General features: G+C 65.9%; 19 protein-coding genes. 10 read left to right on the top strand and 9 right to left on the bottom strand.

What is annotated here, in order from left to right; all coding sequences use genetic code 11:
• Positions 1-41: 41 nt before the first annotated feature.
• Positions 42-1,208 (top strand): alpha-hydroxy acid oxidase, encoded by a 1,167-nt coding sequence (locus tag JF542_RS09240; RefSeq protein ID WP_207075620.1) that lies wholly within the window; start codon positions 42-44, stop codon positions 1,206-1,208.
• Positions 1,209-1,329: 121 nt separating this feature from the next.
• Here JF542_RS09240 and JF542_RS09235 read toward each other — a convergent pair whose 3' ends face one another.
• Positions 1,330-2,478, bottom strand: a complete 1,149-nt coding sequence (locus JF542_RS09235) for an MFS transporter (RefSeq protein WP_207075619.1) — start codon at positions 2,476-2,478, stop codon at positions 1,330-1,332.
• Between the two features lie 174 nt (positions 2,479-2,652).
• Here JF542_RS09235 and JF542_RS09230 point away from each other — a divergent pair, with 174 nt between their 5' ends.
• From JF542_RS09230 to JF542_RS09220, 3 genes are all read left to right on the top strand, one after another.
• Complete coding sequence (locus tag JF542_RS09230) at positions 2,653-3,273, top strand: 50S ribosomal protein L25/general stress protein Ctc (protein WP_040544757.1); 621 nt, start codon at positions 2,653-2,655, stop codon at positions 3,271-3,273.
• 548 nt (positions 3,274-3,821) lie between these two features.
• Positions 3,822-4,139: a hypothetical protein gene (locus tag JF542_RS09225; RefSeq protein WP_207075618.1), complete on the top strand. Its 318-nt coding sequence runs from the start codon at positions 3,822-3,824 to the stop codon at positions 4,137-4,139.
• A 72-nt stretch (positions 4,140-4,211) separates the two neighbouring features.
• Positions 4,212-4,784 carry a hypothetical protein gene (locus JF542_RS09220; RefSeq protein WP_007799680.1) on the top strand — a complete coding sequence of 191 codons (573 nt, stop codon included), beginning with the start codon at positions 4,212-4,214 and terminating at the stop codon, positions 4,782-4,784.
• A gap of 18 nt (positions 4,785-4,802) precedes the next feature.
• Here JF542_RS09220 and JF542_RS09215 read toward each other — a convergent pair whose 3' ends face one another.
• Complete coding sequence (locus JF542_RS09215; protein WP_207075617.1) at positions 4,803-7,055, bottom strand: molybdopterin-dependent oxidoreductase; 2,253 nt, start codon at positions 7,053-7,055, stop codon at positions 4,803-4,805.
• 295 nt (positions 7,056-7,350) lie between these two features.
• On the opposite strand from JF542_RS09215, the gene JF542_RS09210 reads away from it, so the two are divergent.
• The gene (locus tag JF542_RS09210) at positions 7,351-10,245 is read left to right on the top strand and encodes a hypothetical protein (RefSeq protein WP_207075616.1); all 2,895 of its coding nucleotides are present in this window, start codon (positions 7,351-7,353) and stop codon (positions 10,243-10,245) included.
• Between the two features lie 63 nt (positions 10,246-10,308).
• Here JF542_RS09210 and hmuQ read toward each other — a convergent pair whose 3' ends face one another.
• On the bottom strand, positions 10,309-10,620 hold the full coding sequence (hmuQ, locus tag JF542_RS09205) for a heme-degrading protein HmuQ (protein ID WP_207075615.1): 312 nt from the start codon (positions 10,618-10,620) through the stop codon (positions 10,309-10,311).
• Between the two features lie 71 nt (positions 10,621-10,691).
• On the opposite strand from hmuQ, the gene pth reads away from it, so the two are divergent.
• Both pth and JF542_RS09195 read left to right on the top strand, forming a co-directional pair.
• Entirely contained in the window at positions 10,692-11,405 is a 714-nt protein-coding gene (gene pth / locus JF542_RS09200) for an aminoacyl-tRNA hydrolase (protein WP_207075614.1), read from the top strand.
• A gap of 84 nt (positions 11,406-11,489) precedes the next feature.
• A complete protein-coding gene (locus JF542_RS09195; protein WP_423734651.1) occupies positions 11,490-11,858 on the top strand; it encodes a DUF2237 family protein in 369 nt (122 codons plus the stop codon).
• Positions 11,859-11,944: 86 nt separating this feature from the next.
• Here the strand turns inward: JF542_RS09195 and JF542_RS09190 are convergent, their stop codons facing one another.
• The 3 genes from JF542_RS09190 to JF542_RS09180 form a co-directional block, all read right to left on the bottom strand.
• Entirely contained in the window at positions 11,945-12,829 is an 885-nt protein-coding gene (locus JF542_RS09190) for a DMT family transporter (protein ID WP_207075612.1), read from the bottom strand.
• Positions 12,826-13,884 (bottom strand): DUF6902 family protein, encoded by a 1,059-nt coding sequence (locus tag JF542_RS09185; RefSeq protein WP_207075611.1) that lies wholly within the window; start codon positions 13,882-13,884, stop codon positions 12,826-12,828. Before JF542_RS09185 ends, JF542_RS09190 begins: the two co-directional genes overlap by 4 nt.
• Positions 13,885-13,968: 84 nt before the next feature.
• Complete coding sequence (locus JF542_RS09180; RefSeq protein ID WP_207075610.1) at positions 13,969-14,736, bottom strand: DUF6749 family protein; 768 nt, start codon at positions 14,734-14,736, stop codon at positions 13,969-13,971.
• A gap of 318 nt (positions 14,737-15,054) precedes the next feature.
• Between JF542_RS09180 and xth the strand changes: the two genes are divergently transcribed.
• From xth to grxD, 3 genes are all read left to right on the top strand, one after another.
• Positions 15,055-15,837, top strand: a complete 783-nt coding sequence (xth, locus tag JF542_RS09175) for an exodeoxyribonuclease III (protein WP_207075609.1) — start codon at positions 15,055-15,057, stop codon at positions 15,835-15,837.
• A 91-nt stretch (positions 15,838-15,928) separates the two neighbouring features.
• Positions 15,929-16,171 carry a BolA/IbaG family iron-sulfur metabolism protein gene (locus tag JF542_RS09170; protein ID WP_007799660.1) on the top strand — a complete coding sequence of 81 codons (243 nt, stop codon included), beginning with the start codon at positions 15,929-15,931 and terminating at the stop codon, positions 16,169-16,171.
• Between the two features lie 131 nt (positions 16,172-16,302).
• Complete coding sequence (grxD, locus tag JF542_RS09165) at positions 16,303-16,665, top strand: Grx4 family monothiol glutaredoxin (protein ID WP_007799659.1); 363 nt, start codon at positions 16,303-16,305, stop codon at positions 16,663-16,665.
• 476 nt (positions 16,666-17,141) lie between these two features.
• Here grxD and ccmE read toward each other — a convergent pair whose 3' ends face one another.
• From ccmE to JF542_RS09150, 3 genes are all read right to left on the bottom strand, one after another.
• A complete protein-coding gene (gene ccmE / locus JF542_RS09160) occupies positions 17,142-17,591 on the bottom strand; it encodes a cytochrome c maturation protein CcmE (RefSeq protein ID WP_007799658.1) in 450 nt (149 codons plus the stop codon).
• A 141-nt stretch (positions 17,592-17,732) separates the two neighbouring features.
• Positions 17,733-18,545, bottom strand: a complete 813-nt coding sequence (gene murI / locus JF542_RS09155) for a glutamate racemase (RefSeq protein WP_007799657.1) — start codon at positions 18,543-18,545, stop codon at positions 17,733-17,735.
• Positions 18,546-18,671: 126 nt separating this feature from the next.
• Entirely contained in the window at positions 18,672-22,094 is a 3,423-nt protein-coding gene (locus tag JF542_RS09150) for an indolepyruvate ferredoxin oxidoreductase family protein (RefSeq protein ID WP_207075608.1), read from the bottom strand.
• Positions 22,095-22,149: the final 55 nt, after the last annotated feature.

The following is a 22,149-nucleotide window of genomic DNA, read 5'->3' as shown; positions in this document are numbered from 1 at the left end:
TGGTAATCAAACCTGACCGCATTGCCCGGAAGGACCGCCCCATGCCCCACATCACCGAGATCGAGGACCTCAAGCGGATCTATCGCCGCCGCGTCCCCAAGATGTTCTACGACTATTGCGAATCCGGCAGCTGGAGCGAGCAGACCTTCCGCGAGAACAGCTCGGATTTCGACGACATCTACCTGCGCCAGCGCGTCGCCATCGACATGACCGGCCGCTCCACCGCCACGAAGCTCATCGGGCAGGACGCCGCGATGCCGGTGGCGCTCGCGCCGGTGGGCCTGACCGGGATGCAGCATGCCGATGGCGAGATCCACGCCGCCCGCGCCGCCGAGAAATTCGGCGTGCCCTATTGCCTGTCGACCATGTCGATCTGCTCGATCGAGGACGTGGCCGAGAACACCTCGGCGCCGTTCTGGATGCAGGTCTACACGCTCAAGGACGACGATTTCATGCAGCGCCTGTTCGACCGCGCCAAGGCGGCGAACTGCTCGGCGGCGGTGATCACCGTCGACCTGCAACTGCTGGGCCAGCGGCACAAGGACATCAAGAACGGCCTCTCCGCCCCGCCCAAGCTGACGCCGAAATCCGTGGCCAACATGATGACCAAGGTGCCGTGGGGGCTCGAGATGCTGCAGACCAAGCGGCGCTTCTTCGGCAATATCGTGGGCCACGCCAAGGGGGTCGACGACCCCTCGAGCCTGTCGACCTGGACAGCCGAGAGCTTCGACCAGGCGCTGAACTGGGACCGCATCCGCGAGTTCCGCAAGATGTGGGACGGGCCGCTGATCATCAAGGGCATCATCGATCCGCGCGACGCGCTCGAGGCCTGCAATGTCGGCGCCGACGCCATCGTGGTCAGCAACCACGGCGGCCGCCAGCTCGACGGCGCGCTGAGCTCGATCCGGGCGCTGGCGCCGATCATGGACGCCGTGGGCGACAAGATCGAGGTGCATCTCGACAGCGGCATCCGCTCGGGACAGGACGTGCTCAAGGCGGTGGCCATGGGCGCCAAGGGCTGCTGGATCGGCCGCGCTTATGTCTACGGGCTGGGGGCGATGGGCGAAAAGGGCGTGTCGGAGGCGCTGCGGGTGATCCACAAGGAGCTCGACAGCTCGATGGGTCTGTGCGGGCGCACCGACATCGGCGAGGTCGACCGCGACATCCTGATGATCCCGAAAGGGTTCTCGGGCGACTGGGAGGCGTGAGGGCGGAGGTCCCGTCCGACTGACGCCACACCGTGTTGAAGGAACGGGAGGGGGCGCTGCCCCCTCTTGGCCTGCGGCCAATTCACCCCCGAGGTATTTTTGAACCAGAGAAGATCCGGGGTCAGGCCGGTGTGGATCGGCGCATCCAGGGGATGAGGGCGAGCGGGATCAGCAGCAGGATGAGCGCGACCATGGCGAAAGCGGCGGCGAGCCCGATGCCGCCCGAGACCAGCCCCATCAGCGGCGGCCCGAGGAAGAAGCCGGCATAGCCGATCACCGAAAGGCGCGAGATCGCCTGAGCGCGGCGCTCGGCCGGGCAGCGGGCGGCGACGAAGGCGAAGGCCATGGGGACGATCACCGAGGCGCCGAGCCCAAGGACGGCGAAGCCCGCATAGGCGATCCAGAGGCTGTCCGCGAGCGCGGCCAGCAGCGCCCCGCAGGCCGAGACCGCCGCACCGATGCGGATCACCGCGGGCTCGGCGAAGCGTTGCGCCAGCCCCTGCCCGAACAGCCGCCCCACGGTCATGGTGATGCCGAGCAAGGCCGGGCCGACCGCACCTGCGGCAGCCCCCGCGCCGAGGTTGCGCTCGAGATGCAGGGCCGACCAGCCTTCGGTGGCCTGCTCGGACAGGAAGCCGATCAGCACCACGAGGCCCGCCGGCAGGATCAGCCGCCACGGCGTGGCGCCGCGCGGCGTCCTGCCGTCGCCATGGGCAGAGGCGGTGGGGGCCGAGCCCATCACCGCCACGAGAAGCAGCGCCGCCAGTCCAAGCCCGGCGAAGGCGACCAGCGGCGACGCACCCAGCTCGCGCGCCAGACCGGTGGCAAGCGCCGAGACCGCGTAGACCAGCGAGTAGACCGCGTGGTTGAGATTCATCAGCGGCCTTCGGATCGACGCCTCGAGCCCCGCCACCTGCGCGTTCATCACCACGTCGAGCAGCCCGGCCGCGCCGGCGGCGGCCAGCATCGCCAGCGCGAAGCCCTGCCAGCCGGTGGCGACCCCCGGCAGCAGGAAGGCGCCGGCCAGCAGCACCGAGAGCACCGGCAGGGCCAGCGCCCCGAGCCGCCGCTCGGCAACCGGTGCCAGCCACATGGCAAGCACCGCGCCGCAGGTCGAAACCAGCATCGCCAGCCCGAAGCCCTCGTCCGAGAGCCCGGCCTGCGGCTTCAGCGCCGGCACCAAGGCCGCGAAACCGCCCCAGTAGAGGCCCATGACGGCAAACGCCGCGGCGGGGCCACGGCTGGCCAGAAGATCGTGCTTGAATCCCATGCCAGCGCCCTGCCACGACGGCGCGGCGGCGTCCAGAGCGCCCGGCGCAACGGCGGCAGAGCGGCGCGGGACAAAAAGAGGCTTGAGAAACCGGGCGATCCGGTCTATCGGAGCGGCTCTTACGCGGGGTGACAGCCTTGGAGGCACCCTGCCCTTATTTATGGAGATATCAACATGGCTGGTGAGATTCCTGATCTCGTGGCTCTGGAACGTACGGGGACAGGCAAGGGCGCCGCTCGTCAAGTCCGTCGCGACGGCATGGTTCCGGGCATTGTTTTCGGTGGCGATGCAGAGCCGCTGGCAATCCAACTGCCCTTCAACGAGCTGCTCAAGCGCCTGAAGGCAGGCCGCTTCAAGTCGACCCTGTTCAACCTCAAGGTTGACGGTCACGACGATGTCCGCGTCATCTGCCGCGACGTGCAGCGCGATGTCGTGAAGGACCTTCCGACCCATTTCGACCTGATGCGCCTGCGCCGCACCAGCCGGATCAACCTCTTCATCCACGTGGACTTCATCAATGAAGAAACCGCGCCGGGCCTGAAGAAGGGTGGCGTGCTGACCATCGTGCGCCAGGAAGTCGAGCTCGAAGTGCTCGCCGGCGACATCCCGGACCACATCACCGTGGACCTGGCGGACAAGCAGATCGGCGACGTCATCCACATCTCGGACGTGACGCTGCCGGACGGCGCAAAGCCGACCATCGACCGTGACTTCGTGATCGCCAACATCTCGGCTCCGCGCGGCCTGCGCGCCGATGACGGCGACGAAGGCGAAGAGGAGGCCGCAGAGGAATAAGTCCTCCGCAGCTTCGACAGATCGCGAGACGGCCCTGCCCCACGGCAGGGCCGTTTTCGTTCCGGTCCAGCGGGCGCAGCAGAAGCAGGGGCGCCGATGATTCGCCTTGGTCGCAACCACCGGGTGGGATCCGCAGCCCGCGGCGGCCTCCGGGGCGCTTCGGTCAATGATCGGGAACACGGCCCCGCGCACTCACCTTCTGCGTGTTGCGAGAACAAGGCGTCGCTGGCACGCGGCGCGCCGTCATCGCCAAAGAGGCAAGGCGCGCGACCAAATTGAACAGAGCAATGCTTACGTTGAGTGAAAATCTCGGAAGACCGCTTCGATACACGCTTGAAGCGTATAAAGAAAACGCCTCGGCGACCGAAGTCACCGAGGCTATACTGATCTAAATACAAGACGGCGGCACCACTCACGGAACGTCGTCTTGGACATGTTACCACGTCGCGAAGAGGGCTTCCAATGCTTTATCATTGTGATAAACATTGAAACGAAGCGCAGTTTTCTATGGTTGAGGAACGAGCCATGCGCCCAACGGGATCCAAGACATGGACAAGCTGACTCCGATCTTCGAACTGCGCGACATGCTGAGGCAGCTTGAGCGCGATGTCGGGCTCGACGATCTCAGCCGCACCGAGCGCGATGTGCTACTGGCCGCGCACAGCCTTACGGCCCGCGTCGGCGACGTGATCAGCACGGAACAGATGCGCAACCATGCGCTGCTCGAGCCGGTGGCGCAGGCCACGCTCTACCGTGCCATCCGCACCCTGCTGGGCCACGGGCTTCTCGAACGGGCCGGACAGAGCAAGGCGCGCATTTATGTTGTGCGCAGCGATCTTGTCGGCAAGGATCTTCAGCAGAGCTGATCCGCAACCGACACATCAGGCATACCGCGCGGTCGAGGCCGCACGCGACCGGATGAGAAAGACCCGTTACCGATGCAAATCCGATATTTCGGTGTGACCGTCGTGGCCTATATCCTCGCCCACGGTCTGACCGCCATGCTGATAACCCCGCTTCAGGCGCGGCTGCTGCCCGATGTCACCAGCTTTGCCAGCCTGCTCTATCTTCCGCACGGGGTGCGGGTTCTGGCGACATGGCTGCTCGGCCGCGTTGCGATCCTGCCGCTCTGCGTCGGCGCCTTCCTGTCTGAATGGATGTTCGCCGGTGCCGGGATCGGCTCGGTGACCGAACCGGTGATCCTGATCTCGATCCTCGTCGGCGCGGCCTCCGCGGCGGTGGCCTTCGAGCTGATGCGCGCCTTCGGGCTCAACCTCTACGCCACGGAGCGTCTCCGGGTGCACTGGAAATGGCTGCTGCTGGTCGGGACGCTGGCCTCGGTGCTGAATTCGGTCGGCCAGTCGCTGGTATTCTCCGGCGCGATCCTGCCGGAATGGTCGGTGGTGGTGCTGGTGGTCTATGCGGTGGGCGACCTTCTCGGCCTGATCGCCACAACCTTCATCCTGATGCTGGTGTTCCGCTGGTTGCGCGCGGAACGGGCGCACGGCTGAGGCCGGCGCCCGCGATCCTCACGCCTCGAGACCGAGACCCGACACCTCGACCAGCGCGGTATGGGCGCTGCAACCCTGCCCCAGCTTCGACGTACCGATATCGGCGGTGAGCACGTTCGGGTTGCCATGCGGATCGAGATTTTCGCCGGGATCGCCGAACCACGCGCCTGTCGGCAGCGCCACCACGCCGGGGCGGATCTCGTCGCTGACCCGGGCCCGCGCCCGTACCGCGCCGCGCGTGTTGAACACTCGCACCAGATCACCGCTCGCGATCCCGCGCGCGGCGGCATCCCCGGGATGCATCACCAGCGTCTCGGGACGCGCGCCCGGGCGATCGGCCAGCGCCGCCTCGAGCTGGCTGTGCAGCTTGTCGCCCGGCTGCGGCGAGACGAGGTGCAGCGGCGCCTCCTGCCGCGCCGCGCCGAGCCATTCCGAGGGCGGCAGCCAGACCGGGTGGCCCGGGCAATCGGCGTAGCCGAAGCCGTCGATGGTCTCGGAAAAGATCTCGAGCCGCCCCGAGGGCGTGCCGAGCGGCGCGCCATCCGGATCCTCGCGGAAACGGCGCAGGAAGCTCGGGTTCGGCCCCTCGTAGGTGATCGGCAGCTTGAGCCAGTTGACCTCGCGCAGCCCGGCGAGATCCGGCACCTCGATGCCGTCCTCGGCGGCAAATTGGCGATAGCCCTCGTAGAGCGTCTCGATCCACTGGGTGCTTGTCTTGCCCTCGGTATAAGCCTCGGTCGCGCCCATGCGGGCGGCGAGGCCGGCGAAGATGTCGTAATCGTCGCGCGCCTCGCCCACCGGCGGAATCATCGCCGGCATATGAAAGAGGTAGTCGTCGAGCGGCGAACGGCCAATATCCTCGCGCTCGTAGGGCGTTGTCGCCGGGAAGACGATGTCGGCGCGCTTGGCCGTGGGGGTCCACCATGGCTCGTTGACGAGGATGGTCTCGGGCTGCTGCCACGCCTCGTGGAAGGCGTTGAGATCCTGATGGTGGTGGAACGGGTTGCCGCCGGCCCAGTAGACAAGGCGAATGTCGGGATAGGGCTCGCGGTTGCCGTTGAAATCATAGGGCTGCCCGGGGTTGCGCAGCATGTCGGCGATGCGCGCCACCGGGATCACCTTGCCCACCGGATTGACGCCCTGCGGCAGGGTCATGCCGCGCATCCGGCGAAACGCGTGGCCGACGCCACCGATGGCCCCGTAGCCATACCCCACGCCACCGCCCGGCAGGCCGATCTGACCGAGCATCGCCGCCAGCACCGCCGACATCCAGTAGGGCTGCTCGCCATGCTCGCCGCGCTGCAACGACCACGCCACGGTGATCATCGTGCGGGTCGAGGCCATGCGCCGGGCGAGCTCGCGGATGGTCTGCGGGTCGGCCCCGCAAAGCGGCGCAGCCCATTCAGGCGTCTTGGGCTGGCCGTCGCTCTCCCCCAGCAGATAGGGGCGGAAGCGCTCGTAGCCGGTGGTGTAGCGCTCAAGGAAGGCGTGATCCGCCAGACCCTCGGTGTCGAGCACGTAGGCCAGCGCCAGCATCAGGGCGGTGTCCGAACCCGGCTTCACCGGCAGCCACTCGCAGCCCTCGGGCGCGTCGCCGCGCTGCGGTCCGATATTGAGGCAGTACATGCCCTTGGCGAGGAATTTTTCGATCCAGCCCTTGGTGCCATGCTCGGTCACGCCGCCCATGCTGACCTGGCTGTTCTTTGGGTTGATGCCGCCGAACATCACCAGCGTTTCGGTCTCGGCCTCCAGCGTCTGCCAGTTTTCCTGATGGTCGTAGAGATGCGAGATGAAGTTGTGACCAAAGACATGCGGCATGATCGCCTGCGCGCAGCCCGTCGAATAGCTCCCGAAGGAAGCGACATAGCCGCCAACGCTGTTGAGGAACCGGTGCACCTGGCTCTGGGCATGGTGGAAACGCCCAGCCGAGGACCAGCCGTAGGAGCCGCCGAAGATCGCCTCGTTGCCATGCGCGCGCCGGACCCGGTCGATCTCTTGCGCGGCGATGTCGAGCGCCTCGTCCCACGGCAGTTCGACGAAGGGCTCGCTGCCGCGCCCGCCGCGCTTGCGGCCCTCGAGCCAGCCCTTGCGGATCGAGGGGCGCGCCACCCGGCTACGGTGATGCACGGCGGCGGGGATCGCCTGCGGGATCTCGGGCGGGGTGGGATCGGCACCGAAGGGCCGTGCGGCGACGATGCGATCGCCCTCGACATCAAGCTCGAAAGCGCCCCAGTGGCTGGAGGTGACCCGTGTGCTCTGAGGTCCGGACATCCGTCACTCCCGATTTGAGAAAAATTTATATCTAACCGAGCGCCGGCGAGACAGACTCATTTTCCCAGAAAAAGAGGCGCGGGATCAAGGGCCTGAAAGCGACCAGATCAGCAGGCGGCCCCAGCCCCGACCGGTACGCAACGACCACCCGCCAAATCCATCACATTCACTTTGACATATATCATGGCTTTCGAATGCAACTTCATGGCCTAATTGCCGAGGGACAGCATGGGGGGAGACTGCAAGCAGGCGAGAACCAAGGCCGTCCCGGGAGGAGCCTTTTGGAGACGGTACGATGGCACTTTACAGCTCGGCCCTGCACGTCTTTTCGGTCGATGACCTGACAGCAACGTTCAGTGGCCTTCAATTCCCCGATTACCCCGAGATGCTCGACACCGCAGGCGCGGTGGTCGAACCCTATGTAAGCCACGCGGGCAACATCCTGTATGGCATCGACAATGAATTCGGCTTCCACGTGACCGACTTCATCGGTGCCGAGGAGAAGGAGCTCGACGGTGACTATGCCGAAGGCTTCGCGGGCAATATCTATGGCGAAGGCGGCGAGATCGTCGGCATCGCCGTGCGCAACGCGGAAACCGATCTGTTTCTCTCCGGCGCTCCCTTCGGCACATGGTCCCTTGGCCTGGGCGGCTCGACCGTGAAAGCCTCGACAGAGCATTACACCACCATGCAGGCGCTGCTCTCGGATCAGGCCTATCCCGGTGACGAAAACGCCATCGGCGGGCTCGACGACGACCTCAAGATGGCCGATCTCTATGTCGCCGAGGATGGCAGCCTGACCGAAGGCCCGCTCAACGACTTCTACGTAAAGGAGACCGTGGCGGCGCTTCAGACCGCGATGGACAGCCCCGACCCGGCGCTCGACACCGTGCTGACGGATGTCGATTTCGACCGCGACGGCACGCTCGACACCTACCGCCTGACCAAGACCACCGTCGACTATGACAGCGACGGCGACGGCGTGACCGAAGCGATCACCGTGGGCGCCGTGGACATCGGCAACGACGGCACGCTCGACGTGGTCGACAGCTTCCTCAACGGCTATGGCGGCGAGGCCGATCTGACCGACCTGCTCGAGCCCAACGAGTCCAGCGTCACCTACAACATCGCCTACGGGCAGGACTACTCGGTGACCCTGAAGGACGACGGCAAGCTGCTCTATCGCTGGGGCGAGGCGGTGAAACGGCCCAATGACATCCGCATGGAGGTCAATATCGACCTGCCGGAAGAGTGGACCGTCGACGAGGATGGCAATGGCATTGCCGACAGTCTCGAGGACGGCTCGAATGGCTTCGTCGTGACCAAGGCCGAACTGATCGTGACCCACACGATCACCAACAACCCCAACGACCAGATCCGCCCGGAAGACTATGAGAACGAGGCCGCCATCGGCCGGCTTCCGTCCTACTACATCGTCACCGATCCGGATGACGCGGCCAACACGCTCTGGGTCTCGCCGGTCGACACGTATAACGGTCTGGGCGACGCGCTGCCGAGCTACTTCGTGCTCGACGAGGCCGGCCAGATCGATATGAGCGTGGTCGGCGGCACCGCGGTCTACAACCCTGATGGCGAGCTAGTTGGCTATCGCAACGAGGATGCCGAGGGCAACGCGGTCGGCACCGTGCTGCGTGACATGTCGCTGGTCGCGGCCGCCGCGGCGGCGGATCTCGACTTCAGCACCGCGGACCTTGCCGAAGGCTTCACCGACTCGTGGTACACCTCGACCGACCGCGAGCCGTTCGAGTGGTCCTATGACATGTACCCGGACGATCCCTACGCCAACGTCTTCGTCAGTTTCACCGATGCCGAAACCGCGGCCGCAGAGGGTTACTACGAGGACAGCCTCGTCTCCGGTCCGCGCTGGCGCCTGACGCCGAACAAGTTCGGCCAGGACCTTCCGGGCCTCGAGATCCCGCTCGAGCCCAACAGCGAACCGCCGTTCCAGTCGGACAACATCAAGTACGACACCGGCGAGCTGACCACGACCACGATCAACCTTCTCGACTGGGAAGGCGAGTCGCCGCTGGCCACCAGCGAGGGCTGGATGGTGATCGACCCGACCCGGCTTGATCTCGATGCAGATGGCGTGATCGACGCCGGCTGGAGCGCCGTCAACGGCACTCTCGGCGCCGGCGACGCGATGCCCACGGGCCTGATCCTGTCGGCGGTGACGCCGAACGGCACGGTTCTCGAGCAGAACGTCTTCGACACGGCGATCTACGTGAAGGGCGACCGTCAGGATGCGGCCGATCTCTACGACATGCAGATGGTGATCGAATACGTCGAATCTTGGGACGATGTCATCGGCTCGGTTCAGCAAGTCAGCAATGTGACCCATACGGATCGCTACGCTGCATTCCAGAATGCATCCTTCGACAACGCCGTCGTCTTCGCCAGCCCGGTGACGATGAACGGGCCGGATGCGGCAACCGTCAGGTTCAGCGAGATCACGTCGACCAGCGCGACTTTTCATCTTGATGAGCCCGAAGGCTACGACCAGATGCACATTGCTGAAGATGTCAGCCTGACGGCCTTTGAATCCGGCGTCTGGGAGCTCGATGACGGCAGCCTGCTTCAGGTAGGTACAACCGTCTTCTCGGGCGGTGCGACGAACGAATTCCACAACGTGGAATTCGGCGCCGCATTCGACGAAGCGCCGGTGGTCATGCTACAGATCCAATCCGACAACGGTCCTGACTGGATCATCGCGCGTGTCGGAGAAGTCAGCGAGACCGGCTTCAGCTATACAGTTCAGGAAGCCGAAAGCCAAGATGGGCTGCACCCGCATGAGATTATTGGCTACGCTGCGATCGACGCGGCATCTGCCGACGGTCTGGTCGATTGGAACGGGATCGCCTCGCAGGCCTTCTCCACCGATAGAACCGTGAGCGATCAGCCGACGGCATTCGTCTTCGCCGAGGAGCTCGGCCTCGACCCGATCGTGTCCGGCGGACTGAGCAGCCTCTACGGTCCGGACCCCGCCAATCTGCGTCTCGCAGATATGACGGATGACGGCATCGTCGCAACTGCGCAGTTCATCGCGAGCGAAGAGATGAGCTTGGACGACGAAACCACACACATTGCCGAGATCGCGAGCGGCATCGCGTTCGGGAGCGAGGGATTGCTCACCGGCGAGGCCTATGTCGACGACATCGTCTTCGTCTGACATCTGGTCGCTGCGAAAAAAAGGGGCGGCGCACGTGCGCCGCCCCTTTCCGGGTCCGCAGGCTCAGTCCAGCACCTGCACCGCGTCGAAGCATTCAAGCACCGGCGGGCCGAGATACATGCCCTCGGAACTCTTGGCCCCCTTGTGCGCGGCGCGAAAGGCCTCGCTCCGGGTCCAGCCCTTGAAGCTCTCCTCGTCGGCCCAGAGCGTATGCGAGGCATAGAGCACGTGATCGCCCTGCTCCGCTCCCTTCATCAGCGCGAAACTGACGAAGCCCGGCACCTGCTTGAGATGGCTGTCGCGGGCCTGCCACATGGCCTCGAACTCGGCGGCCCGATCGGGCACCACCTTGAAGCGGTTCATCGTCAGGTACATCGCGGTCTCCTTGCGGGTTGTGGAATTCCCCCTCTCCGCCCTATCTAGGGGCGGAACAGATGGAGGCGAGCTTGCAGATCTTCGTGGGGCTGGGCAATCCCGGCGGCAAATATGCCCGAAACCGGCACAACATCGGCTTTATGGCGCTCGACCGGATCGCCGAGGATAACGGCTTCGGTCCGTGGCGCGCGCGGTTCCAGGGCGAGGTCAGCGAGGGCCGGCTCGGCGGCGACAAGGTGCTGCTGCTCAAGCCTGGCACCTTCATGAACCTCTCCGGCCAGTCGGTGGGCGAGGCGATGCGCTTCTTCAAGCTCGAGCCGGTCGATGTGACGGTGTTCCACGACGAGCTCGACCTCGCGCCGGGCAAGTGCCGGGTGAAGACCGGCGGTGGCCATGCCGGCCATAACGGGCTGCGCTCGATCCACGCCCATATCGGCGAGGCCTATCACCGGGTGCGGCTGGGCATCGGCCATCCCGGCCGCAAGGATCTGGTGTCGGCCTACGTGCTGCACGATTTCCACAAGGCCGACGAGGACTGGCTCGACGACCTGCTGCGGGGCATTTCCGACGGCGCGGGCGAGCTGGCGCGCGGAGATACCGGCAAGTTTCAGAACGCCGTGGCGCTGCGGGTCAACCCGCCGCGTTCCTCGGGCGGCAAGCAGGAGAAGCCAGAGCCCGCTTCCGGCAAACCGGCGCCCAAGAAAGACCCCGAAGCAAAGGCCGCGCAAGACCCGCAGCCCGACGACCGCTCGCCGCTGCAGAAGCTCGCCGACAAATTCCGCTGAGGCTGCCTGACGGCGCCGTGACCGCGCGGCGCTGGACAGGCCGCCGCCGGTTTGCCACGCTGTTCGCAAGGGAGACGCGCAATGATGCAGAAAGATCAGTCGATCAACGTTCTGGGCGGGCCACTGTCGCCCTGCTCCATGGCGCCGCTGACGGGCTTCTTCCGCGACGGCCACTGCAACACCTGCGCGCAGGATGCCGGAAGCCACACGGTCTGCGCGGTGATGACCGCCGAGTTTCTTGCCTATTCCGCCTATGTCGGCAACGACCTGTCGACGCCCCGCCCCGAGTTTCACTTCCCCGGCCTCAAGCCCGGCGACCCGTGGTGCCTCTGCGCTGCGCGCTTCTTGCAGGCGCATGACGAGGGCTGCGCCCCCAAGGTCTCGCTCGAGGCGACCCATATGCGCGCGCTCGAGATCGTGCCGCTCGAGGTGCTGCAAGGCCACGCCGCCTGAGCACCCGACCCGATCCCTTTCGCTCAAAACGCAACCGCCCCGCAGCGGCTTGGCGCTGCGGGGCGGGATCGATCTTTCTCGGATGATCAGGCGTTGGCCGAGCTGCGGCGCTCCTGTGTCACCGCCTCGTCGAAGATCAGCCACAGGCCCGAGCCGACCACAAGCGTGACGCCCAGCATGGTGCCCACGGCGGGGATCTCACCGAAACCGAACCAGCCGATCACCACCATCCAGACGAATTGCAGGTTCATCAGCGGCGTTGCCACGTAAGCCGGCAGCAGCCGCAGCGCCTCGACCGAGAGCCAGCGGGCCGCGAAGAGGAACACCGCGTAGGTCACGACCCAGCCCAGATCCGACAGCGGCATCGGTTGCCAGACGAACGGCAGCGCCACGGCCATGCTCAGCATCAGCGCGAGGTTCGGCCAGAACACCTGCGCCAGCGGCACGCGCTCGATGCGGGCGATGTAGCGCGCGGCGATCATCGAGCCGGTGCCGGTGAAGGCGGCGAACAACGCCCAGAGGTGGCCCGGATCGAGCGAAAGCTCGCCTGCCGGCATCACGAAGAGCAGCCCGCCCGCGCCGAGCAGCAGCGCCATCCAGACCGCCGGACGCACCGGCTCGCCGAGCGCGGGGCCCGACATCGCGGCGGCGATCAGCGGCACCAGCGCGATGAACAGGAAGACATCGGCGAAGGGCAGCAGGCGGAAGGCCTGAAAGAAGCTCAGCGCCGAAACCACGGTGAGCAGCGCGCGCAACGCCATGGCGCCGCGGCACGTGGTGCGCAGCGTCTCGCCGTTCTTGCGCGACGCGCCAAGAGACATCAGCAGCACGAGCCCCGCCGACAGCGCGAAGAGCTGCGGCGCGGCGTAGCCACCGGCGATGAGCTTGGTGATGCCGTCCGCCGCAGCGATGGCACCGGTGTAGAGCGCGACAAGGGCAGCGCCCACGATGGCTGTGCGTGTCCCGTTCATGCGTTACCTGCCCGGGCGAAGCCCTCGAAGAATGCGTCGAAGCGCGGGGAATGATCGGCAAGCTGGTCGACCACATCAAGGGTCTGCGGCGACAGCCGCGCCCCCATGCGCTCGCGCATCCCGGCCCAGTCGGCGCTGCGGGCAGAGCCTTCGGCGAAGAGCGCTTCCGAAAGTTCGCGCAGCGGCGCGACGCGCTGTGCCCGCTGGAAGCGCATCCGCCCGCCCTCCAGCGGCTTGTGGAACGGCTTGCCGCCGATCACCGAGGCGTGCCAGTTGCAGACGAGGAAGTCGTGGTAATCATCGGCCACCGAGAGGGTCTCGCCACTCTCCACGGTAAACAGATGGGTCTCACGGTCGAGCCAGATCGTCCAGAGCGGCGGCGGCACCTCGCGGGCATAGCGCAGGGCGATGCAGATCTCGGCCAGCAGGTCGGAGTTCTGGTCCAGATAGGCCAGGTTGCCGGCGAAGTAGAGGCTGTTGATCGCCTCCTCGTCGAGGCCGGGATCCTGACGGCCGTATTCGCTGAGGTAGAACACGATATGGGTCAGCTCGTAGGCGGCCTTCTTGTTCGGCAGAGCGAAGGTCTGCGAGCGGGCGCAGAAGGCGCGCAGGCGGTCGGCCAGCCCCTCGTCATCCTCGCTCACATGGCCGCGGCGGGCCAGAAGGCGGCGGGCTTCCATGCGCTGCAGGTCCGAAAGCTCGGCATCGGCAAAGCCGTGGCGCGCGGCGCGCTCGGTGAGCTTGGCGCCGGTGTCGCCCTCCATGCCCAGATCCTCGAGATCGAGGGTGAGCGAGAGCAGGAAGCGGTAGTATTGCGGGAAGAAGGCCATGCGGTCTTCCACCGATTTGTAGAACCCGCGCAGCGGCGCCAGCGCGGCCCGGGGCACGTAGGTCCCGGTGCATTCCAGGATGTTGAGAAGCTCTGCGTTCTCTTTCAGCCAGAACACGTCATCCTCTCGCCGCCGGCTGGTGGCAAAGCTCTTCACGAGCGCTGCAACTCCGGCATCCTGCGACGCGACGGGGGCCTTCGGGCGAAGTGCGATAACGTTGGTCATGACTGATTTCCCTGTGTCTTTCTGTTTCCGGCCGCACGCGGGCGTCTCATCCCCATAAGACGCCCGCAGCGATGGCATCCTGGCTTATGCGCAGGAGGTGAAGGAGCCGGTGACTTCACCGTTGACGGCACGGCTGTCGCGGGGAGCCGCGCAGGAGGTGACCATCTCGACAGCGTCGCCGGTCAGGGCCTCGGAGGCCTTCGGCTCGGCGCAGGAGGTGAACAGGCCGGTCACGTCGCCTGCGTCAGCCGAGCTGGTGGTCGGGGTCGCGCAGGAGGTGAACATCTCGACCGCGTCGCCGGCATCGGCCGAGCTGGTGGTCGGAGCGGCGCAGGAGGTGACCATCTCGACGGCATCGCCGGTCAGGGTCTCGGACGCTTTCGGCTCGGCGCAGGAGGTGAACAGGCCGGTGGCTTCGCCGGTCGCGGTCGAGCCGGTGGTCGGGGTGGCACACGAAGTGAACAGGCCCACGACATCGCCGGTCGCGGTCGAGCTGGTGGTCGGCGCGGCGCAGGAGGTGAACATTTCCACCGCGTCGCCGGTCAGGGCCTCGGAAGCCTTGGGCTCGGCGCAGGACGTGAACAGGCCGGTGGCTTCGCCGGTCGCGGTCGAGCCGGTCAGCGGCGCGGCGCAGGACGTGTAGAGGCCGGTTGCCTCACCTGTGGCAGCGGAGCCGGTCACCGGTGCGGCGCAAGAGGTAAACATATCCACAGCCTCGCCGGTCAGTGCGCTGCCGAAGCTTTCGGGTGCGGCGCAGGAGGTGAACATCGAGGCACCTTCCCCACCGAACATGTCGCCGCCGAAGTCGTTGGCGAATTCTTCAATGATTTCATGCTTGAGTTGTGCAGACATGGGGTAACCCTTCCTGGTGTAGCGTTTGCGTTTTGGCACGCTCAGGGTTTCCTCCAATGCATGTTTCTGGCAATATAGTTTCTTGTTAGGGTTGAATTATACACGAGTTATCCACATGCAGATTAAGACCTAAAAGACACAGAAAAAACACAATTCAAAGTTGTCCACAGGGGAATCTTTTCTGTGGATAAGTTTTTGCGCCTTGTTGAAACCTGCTTTTCACCCCGGAATCGGACCCGAATCGTCGGCTGAAAACCGCGCTGGTCTTGCCCCTGAGCTCCGCTTCGGCGATAGCTTGCTCAAATTTCGGAGGGCCAAATGAAGATCGCCACCTTCAACATCAACGGCATCAAGGCGCGCATCGGCGCCCTCACCGACTGGCTCGACGAGGCGCAGCCCGACGTCGCGCTGCTGCAGGAGATCAAGTCTGTCGATGAGGCCTTCCCCCGCGAGCATTTCGAGGAGCGCGGCTGGCAAGTCGAAACCCATGGCCAGAAGAGCTTCAACGGCGTCGCCATCCTGTCGAAGCTGCCGCTCGAGGATGTCACCCGCGGCCTGCCCGGCGATGACGAGGACGAACAGGCGCGCTGGATCGAGGCCACGGTGATGGGCGAGAGCCACGCGGTGCGGCTCTGCGGGCTCTACCTGCCCAACGGCAACCCGGTGCCGGGGCCGAAATACGACTACAAGCTTGCGTGGATGAAACGGCTCGAGGCCCGCGCCCGCGAACTTCTGGCCAGCGAGATGCCAGCGGTGATGGCGGGCGACTACAATGTCATCCCTCAAGCCGAGGACGCCGCCAAGCCCGAGGCCTGGACCGAGGACGCGCTCTACCTCCCCGAGACCCGCGCAGCCTTCCGCCGCATTCTGAACCTCGGCTTCACCGAGGCCTTCCGCGCCCGCACTCAGGGCCCCGGCCACTATTCCTTCTGGGATTATCAGGCCGGCGCTTGGCAGCGGAACAATGGCATCCGCATCGACCACCTGCTGCTGACCCCGCAGGCGGCAGACCTGATGACCGACGTGCAGATCGACCGCGACATCCGCGGCCGCGACAAGCCGTCCGATCACGTGCCGGTCTGGATCGACCTCGCCGCCTGACCCGGCCCGTGCCCGGCCAAGCGCCTGCTTGCACCCGCTTCGCACGGAGCTTACATCTTGGGGGAACGGACGACAGCGGAGACACGCCCCAATGGCCATTGAAGCGACGGAAATCGAACAGCTCATCCGAGCCGAGTTTCCCGATGCCCAGATCACCATCACCGATCTTGCCGGTGACGGAAACCACTACGCCGCCGAGGTGATCGACGAGAGCTTCCGTGGCAAGAACCGCGTCCAGCAGCAGCGCGCCGTCTATGCCGCCCTCAAGGGCAAGATGGACGGGGCGCATGGCGAACTGCACGCGCTGGCGCTGACCACCAAGGCGCCGGACTGACCACGGACTGACGCCCGCGCCCGGATCGTCGGCGGCACGCCGCGATAAACCGGTCCGGGTTCTGGAAAATACCGTCCCCGCTCCGCGCGGGGCCAGCCGGTGCCAAGGTACCGCGCAGATAGGAGAGAGATATGACCGACGCGAAGACGATGATCGACGAGACGGTGAAGTCCAACACCGTGGTGCTCTACATGAAGGGCACCAAGACCATGCCGCAATGCGGCTTCTCGAGCCGCGTGGCCGGGGTGTTGAACTACATGGGCGTGGATTTCCACGACGTGAACGTGCTGGCCGATGACGCGATCCGCCAGGGCATCAAGGACTATTCCGACTGGCCGACCATCCCGCAGCTCTACGTCAAGGGCGAGTTCGTGGGCGGCTGCGACATCATCACCGAGATGACCCTCTCGGGCGAGCTCGACCAGCTCTTCGAACAGAGCGGCGTCGAGTACAACAAGGATGCCGCCGACAAAATCCGCGAAGCCAACGCGTGATCCGGTCTTCTTGGTAAGACTTGGAAAGGCGGGCCCTCGGGCCCGCCTTTTTCTTTTGGCGGGCGGTCTCTTGCGGCGTTTCGCGCATCGACGCCGCCGCGCATCGCCGGGCCGCGGGACACCGCGCTGCCTGTGTAGCCTGTGATAGGGCATGGAACGGAAGGTCCGAAGGCGCTCTACGCTCCGCACCGAGCGCTTTTAATTCGCAGGAACATCCGAACTCGGAAGCCGCCGCGCATCGCCGGTCCGCGGGGGGGGCGATCCTTCCGTGGAATCCCGCGATTTATATCAGCCAGGTCCGAAGAACCTCGAAGCTGTGCACCCAGCACAACCAAATCGCCGGCCCGGGGGGCGGGTCATGCCGAAGGCATGCTTCCAGCATGACCGATGTGCGGCGGCCTTCGGCCTTGATTTCGCGCCGCGAACGTTCGCGCGTCTGCACAAAACGCACCCATCTCGACAGCGCGCCCCTAGCCTCAGCTGTTGGGATCCTGGTAGACGCCCTGCTCCTTCAGCGCGTCCATGACCTCTTTCGGCATGTATGTCTCGTCGTGCTTGGCGAGGATCTCGGAGGCCACGAAGACCCCCTCGACATAGCGCCCGGTGCCCACCATGCCCTGGTTCTCGGCAAAGAGATCGGGCAGCACGCCTGCGAACACCACCGGTACCGAGGCGCCGCCATCGGTGACGCTGAAGCGGATCTCGTGGCCCTCGCCACGGATCAGCGTCCCACCTTCGACCAGGCCGCCGATGCGGAAGGTCTCGTTCGGCGCGGGCGGCTCCTCCATCACCTGGCTGGGGGAGCGGAAGAAGTTGATGCCGTCGCGCATCGCGTAGCCGATCAGCACCGTCGAGACCACCAGCGCGACCGCAGCCAGCGCGACCACCTGGATACGGCGCTGCTTCTTGAGCGATTTGAGCGACATGGTTTCTCCTCTTCCGACCGGACGGCGCCAGCCTGCCCGATGCGTTCCGCGCTGTCAGCCTAGACTATATGGCATTCAAGGCCGCGCATGTAAGTGTTGCAGATCAAATTGCGGCGAGCGGACGCGGTGTTGCGGTGCGATTCAGGCCGCCTCGAAGGTGATCTCGCGGCGCAGGAAGCGCGTCGCGTGGCCCGAGACCTTGCGCGGATCGCCGGTGGTCAGGAACCGGCTCGTGGTACCGGTGCCGATCATCCCCGGATGGCGCTGCAGGTAATCGGCCAGCGACTCGGCCACGAGGTTGGCCTGCGAATAGACCGCGACATCCTCTCCCAGCGCCTCCTGGAAGGTCTCCTGCATCAGCGGGTAATGGGTGCAGCCGAGGATCGCCGCCTGCGGCGAGGGCATCTTGCGCTTCAGCGCATCGACATGGCTGCGCACCAGCGCCTCGGCGAGGATCATGTCGCCCTCCTCGATGGCATCGACGAGCCCGCCGCAGGCCTGCGCCTCCACATCGACGCCGATGGCGCGGAAGGCCAGCTCGCGCTGGAAGGCGCGGCTGCGCACGGTGGCCGGCGTGGCGAACAGCGCCACGTGCTGCACCGCGACCTCGCGCGGAGGAGAGTTGTCGCCCCACTGGCGCTCGGTCATCGCCTCGATCAAGGGAACGAAGACGCCCAGCACCCGCTTGTCGCGCGGAATCCAGCTTTCCTGCATCCGCCGCAACGCGGCGGCCGAGGCCGTATTGCAGGCGAGGATGACGAGGTCGCAGCCCGCCTCCCAGAGACGTTCGACCGCAGCGGTGGTCAGGTTGTAGATATCGTCGGCATCGCGCACGCCGTAGGGTGCGTGGGCGCTGTCGGCGAAGTAGACGAAGGGCACCTCGGGCAAGCGTTTGCTCACCGCGTCCAGCACCGTGAGCCCACCAAGCCCGGAATCGAATACGCCAACCGCCATCGGCCTGTCTCCTGCCGCCACTGCCCAAGCCCGCGACTCGTTGCGCGGTATTGTCTGCTCTTAAGGCGCTTCGGCGCGAAAATCCATTGCGACCGTAGACCTAGGCCGAACGGTGCCGGCGGCGGATCACTCCGCCGCCCGTGCCATCGCCCCTCCGCCGTCGCGGATCACCGCCAGCAACTCCTCGCGGCGCTTGGCCGCCTCGCGCTCGTTGGCCTCCTTGACCGGGCCGAAGCCGCGGATCTTCAGCGGCAGCTCAGCCAGCGCCACGATTGCGTCATGGGTCTCGGGGGTGTGCTTGGGCAGGACCTCGTCCATGTCGCGCTCGTACTGCGCGATCAAGGCCCGCTCCATCTTGCGCTCGGCGGTGCGCCCGAACGGATCGAGCGGCGTGCCGCGCAGGCCCTTGAGCTTGGCCAGCAGGCGGAAGTTGCGCAGCATCCCCTCGCCGAACGCCTTCTTCACCGGGCGGCCATCGGAGCCGGTCTTCGACAGCAGCGGCGGCGCGAGGTGGAAGCTCATCTTGAAATCGCCGTCGAACTGCGCCCGCGCCTTGGCCTCGGTGTCGAGATGCAGCCGCGCGACCTCGTACTCATCCTTGTAGGCGAGCAGCTTGTGATAGCCCTTGGCGATGGCCTCGCGCAGGCGCTCATCGTCCGCCCGGTCGACCATGCGGCGATAGCGCTTGGCCAGGCGCGTGTTCTGGTAGGCCGTCAGATGCGCCTCGCGGAAGGCGATCTTCTCCTCGAGCGTCTTCGGCTTCTCGATCACCGTGGGGCTCAGGAGCTTTGCGGCCGCCTCTGGATGCAGCATCGCCCAGCGTCCGATCTCGAAGGCGCGCAGGTTTTTCTCCACCGCGGCACCGTTGAGGCGCAGCGCCTCGGCGATGGCGTCATGCGGCAGCGGCACGAGCCCCTGCTGCCACGCGGCCCCGAGAATCATCATGTTGGAGAAGATCGAGTCGCCCAGCGTCGCCTTGGCAAGCTCGGTGGCATCAAAGAGCTTGGCCCGGTCCTGCATCCGCGCCTCGATGGCCAGCTTCAGCCGGTCATTCGGCAAGGCAAACTCCGTGTCGCGGGTGAACTCGCCGGTGACGATCTCGTGGCTGTTCACCACCGCGCCGGTGCGACCCGAGGCGGTCAACCCCAGTGTCTTGGCCCCGGCGCTGACCACGAGGTCACCGCCGATCAGAGCATGGGCCTCGCCGATTGCCACGCGCACCGCGGAGATATCCTCGGGCCGGTTGGCAAGCCGGAGGTGGATATGCACCGCGCCGCCCTTCTGGGCCAGCCCCGCCATCTCCATCATCCCCGCGCCAAGGCCTGCGATCTGGGCCGCCTGCGCCAGCACCGCGCCGATGGTCACCACGCCGGTGCCGCCAACGCCTGTGATCACCACGTTGTGGGTGCCGTCGATCCGCGGCAGCGCCGGCTCGGGCATGTCGGGCAGCGCAAGCTCGGTGGTCGCGCCCTTGCGGACCTTGGCGCCCTCGAGCGTCACGAAAGACGGGCAGAAGCCCTTGAGGCAGGAGAAATCCTTGTTGCAGCTCGACTGGTCGATGGCGCGTTTGCGGCCAAGCTCGGTCTCTTCCGGCACGATGGCGACGCAGTTCGACTGCACGCCGCAATCGCCGCAGCCCTCGCAGACATCGGTGTTGATGAACACGCGCTTGTCCGGGTCCGGGAACAGGCCGCGCTTGCGGCGGCGGCGCTTCTCGGCGGCGCAGGTCTGGATGTAGAGGATGACCGAGACGCCCTCGACCTCGCGCATCTGTTTCTGCACCGCCTCCATCTCGGCGCGCTCGTGCTTCTCGATGCCATGCGGGAAGAGGTCGAAATTCACGTCCTCCTTCTCGTCATAGACCACGGCGATGTGCTGCACCCCCATCGCGACGAGCTCGCGGGCGATGCGGTCGGCGGTGAGCCCGCCCTCGTTGGCCTGCCCGCCGGTCATCGCAACGGCGTCGTTGTAGAGGATCTTGTAGGTAATGTTGGTGTTTGCCGCGAGGGCCGCGCGGATCGCCTGCACGCCCGAGTGGTTGTAGGTGCCGTCTCCGAGGTTCTGGAACACGTGCGGGCGCTTGGAGAACGGCGCCTCGCCGATCCAGTTGGCGCCTTCGCCGCCCATGTGGGTGAAGCCGGTGGTCTCGCGGTCCATCCACTGCACCATGTAGTGACAGCCGATACCGGCATAGGCGCGGCTGCCCTCGGGCACCTTGGTCGAGGTGTTGTGCGGGCAGCCGGCGCAGTAATAGGGAAGCCGCGCCGCGATATCCTCGGCATTGTCGGATTTCCGCGCATCCGCAAGGGTTTGCAGCGCAGCCTTGAGGCGCTCGGTGTCCCGGCCCTCGTCGATCAGGATGGTGCCGAGGCGTTCGGCGATCATGATCGGATCAAGCGCGCCCTGCGTCGGGAACAGCTCGGGCCCGTGCATCGAGCCCGCGCCGCCGCCCTTGTGCCAGCCATAGACCCGGCGGCCGCGGCGGTCGTCAAAGATCGCCTCCTTGACCTGCACCTCGATCAGCTTGCGCTTCTCCTCGACCACGACGATCAGGTCGAGCCCCTCGGCCCAGTCGTGGAAGCCCAGCATGTCGAGCGGGAAGGTCTGGCCGACCTTGTAGGTGGTGATCCCCAGCCGCTCGGCCTCGGCCTCGTCGATGCCCAGCAGCGACAGCGCATGCACCAGATCGAGCCAGTTCTTGCCCGCCGCGACGAAACCGATCTTGGCGCCTGGCTTGCCCCACATGCGCTTGTCCATCTTGTTGGCGTGCGAGAAGGCCTCCGCCGCGAAGCGCTTGTAATCGATGATGCGCTTTTCCTGCTCGTGCGGCGTGTCGCCAAGCCGGATGTTGAGCCCGCCCGGCGGCATCTCGAATTCGGGCGTGACCAGCGACATGCGATCGGGGCGGCCATCGACCACCGCGGTGGCCTCGACCGTGTCCTTCATGGTCTTGAGCCCCACCCAGACGCCGGCGAAGCGCGACAGCGCATAGGCATAGACGCCGTAATCAAGGATCTCCTGCACGCCTGCCGGCGAGACCACCGGCATGTAGGCGTCGACCATCGCCCATTCCGACTGGTGCAGCACGGTCGAGCTCTCGCCCGTGTGGTCGTCGCCCATCGCCATGATGACACCGCCATGCGGCGAGGTCCCGGCCATGTTGGCATGGCGCATCACGTCACCGGAGCGGTCGACCCCAGGCCCCTTGCCGTACCAGAGCCCGAACACGCCGTCATATTTGCCCTCGCCGCGCAGCTCGGCCTGCTGGCTGCCCCAGAGCGCCGTCGCGGCGAGATCCTCGTTCAGCCCCTCCTGAAAGGTGACGTCGGCGGCGGCGAGATATTTCCCGGCCCGCTGCATCTGCAGGTCCACCGCGCCGAGCGGCGAGCCGCGATAGCCGGTGACGTAGCCAGCCGTGTCGAGGCCCGCGGCAACGTCGCGCGCCTTCTGGATCAGCATGAGACGCACGAGCGCCTGGGTGCCGTTGAGCAGCACCGGGCTCTTCTCGAGGTCAAATCGGTCTTGGAGTGAGATCTCTTGCTTCGTCATGCGCGCCTCCCAACGCTCATCCCGTGGCATATCCCCCACATAATAGGTCAAAATC

It is taken from the genome of Salipiger bermudensis, from assembly GCF_017309175.1.
GTDB lineage: Bacteria > Pseudomonadota > Alphaproteobacteria > Rhodobacterales > Rhodobacteraceae > Salipiger > Salipiger bermudensis.
The sequence above is the reverse complement of the archived record's forward strand: the minus strand, read 5'-3'. Positions and strand labels throughout refer to the sequence as shown.

Bases quoted from the DNA above. Each gene is read 5' to 3' on its own strand.
- JF542_RS09240 (WP_207075620.1), top strand. From the start codon at position 42: ATGCCCCACATCACCGAGATCGAGGACCTCAAGCGGATCTATCGCCGC.
- JF542_RS09235 (WP_207075619.1), bottom strand. From the start codon at position 2,478: ATGGGATTCAAGCACGATCTTCTGGCCAGCCGTGGCCCCGCCGCGGCG.
- JF542_RS09230 (WP_040544757.1), top strand. From the start codon at position 2,653: ATGGCTGGTGAGATTCCTGATCTCGTGGCTCTGGAACGTACGGGGACA.
- JF542_RS09225 (WP_207075618.1), top strand. From the start codon at position 3,822: ATGGACAAGCTGACTCCGATCTTCGAACTGCGCGACATGCTGAGGCAG.
- JF542_RS09220 (WP_007799680.1), top strand. From the start codon at position 4,212: ATGCAAATCCGATATTTCGGTGTGACCGTCGTGGCCTATATCCTCGCC.
- JF542_RS09215 (WP_207075617.1), bottom strand. From the start codon at position 7,055: ATGTCCGGACCTCAGAGCACACGGGTCACCTCCAGCCACTGGGGCGCT.
- JF542_RS09210 (WP_207075616.1), top strand. From the start codon at position 7,351: ATGGCACTTTACAGCTCGGCCCTGCACGTCTTTTCGGTCGATGACCTG.
- hmuQ (WP_207075615.1), bottom strand. From the start codon at position 10,620: ATGTACCTGACGATGAACCGCTTCAAGGTGGTGCCCGATCGGGCCGCC.
- JF542_RS09195 (WP_423734651.1), top strand. From the start codon at position 11,490: ATGCAGAAAGATCAGTCGATCAACGTTCTGGGCGGGCCACTGTCGCCC.
- JF542_RS09190 (WP_207075612.1), bottom strand. From the start codon at position 12,829: ATGAACGGGACACGCACAGCCATCGTGGGCGCTGCCCTTGTCGCGCTC.
- JF542_RS09185 (WP_207075611.1), bottom strand. From the start codon at position 13,884: ATGACCAACGTTATCGCACTTCGCCCGAAGGCCCCCGTCGCGTCGCAG.
- JF542_RS09180 (WP_207075610.1), bottom strand. From the start codon at position 14,736: ATGTCTGCACAACTCAAGCATGAAATCATTGAAGAATTCGCCAACGAC.
- xth (WP_207075609.1), top strand. From the start codon at position 15,055: ATGAAGATCGCCACCTTCAACATCAACGGCATCAAGGCGCGCATCGGC.
- JF542_RS09170 (WP_007799660.1), top strand. From the start codon at position 15,929: ATGGCCATTGAAGCGACGGAAATCGAACAGCTCATCCGAGCCGAGTTT.
- grxD (WP_007799659.1), top strand. From the start codon at position 16,303: ATGACCGACGCGAAGACGATGATCGACGAGACGGTGAAGTCCAACACC.
- ccmE (WP_007799658.1), bottom strand. From the start codon at position 17,591: ATGTCGCTCAAATCGCTCAAGAAGCAGCGCCGTATCCAGGTGGTCGCG.
- murI (WP_007799657.1), bottom strand. From the start codon at position 18,545: ATGGCGGTTGGCGTATTCGATTCCGGGCTTGGTGGGCTCACGGTGCTG.
- JF542_RS09150 (WP_207075608.1), bottom strand. From the start codon at position 22,094: ATGACGAAGCAAGAGATCTCACTCCAAGACCGATTTGACCTCGAGAAG.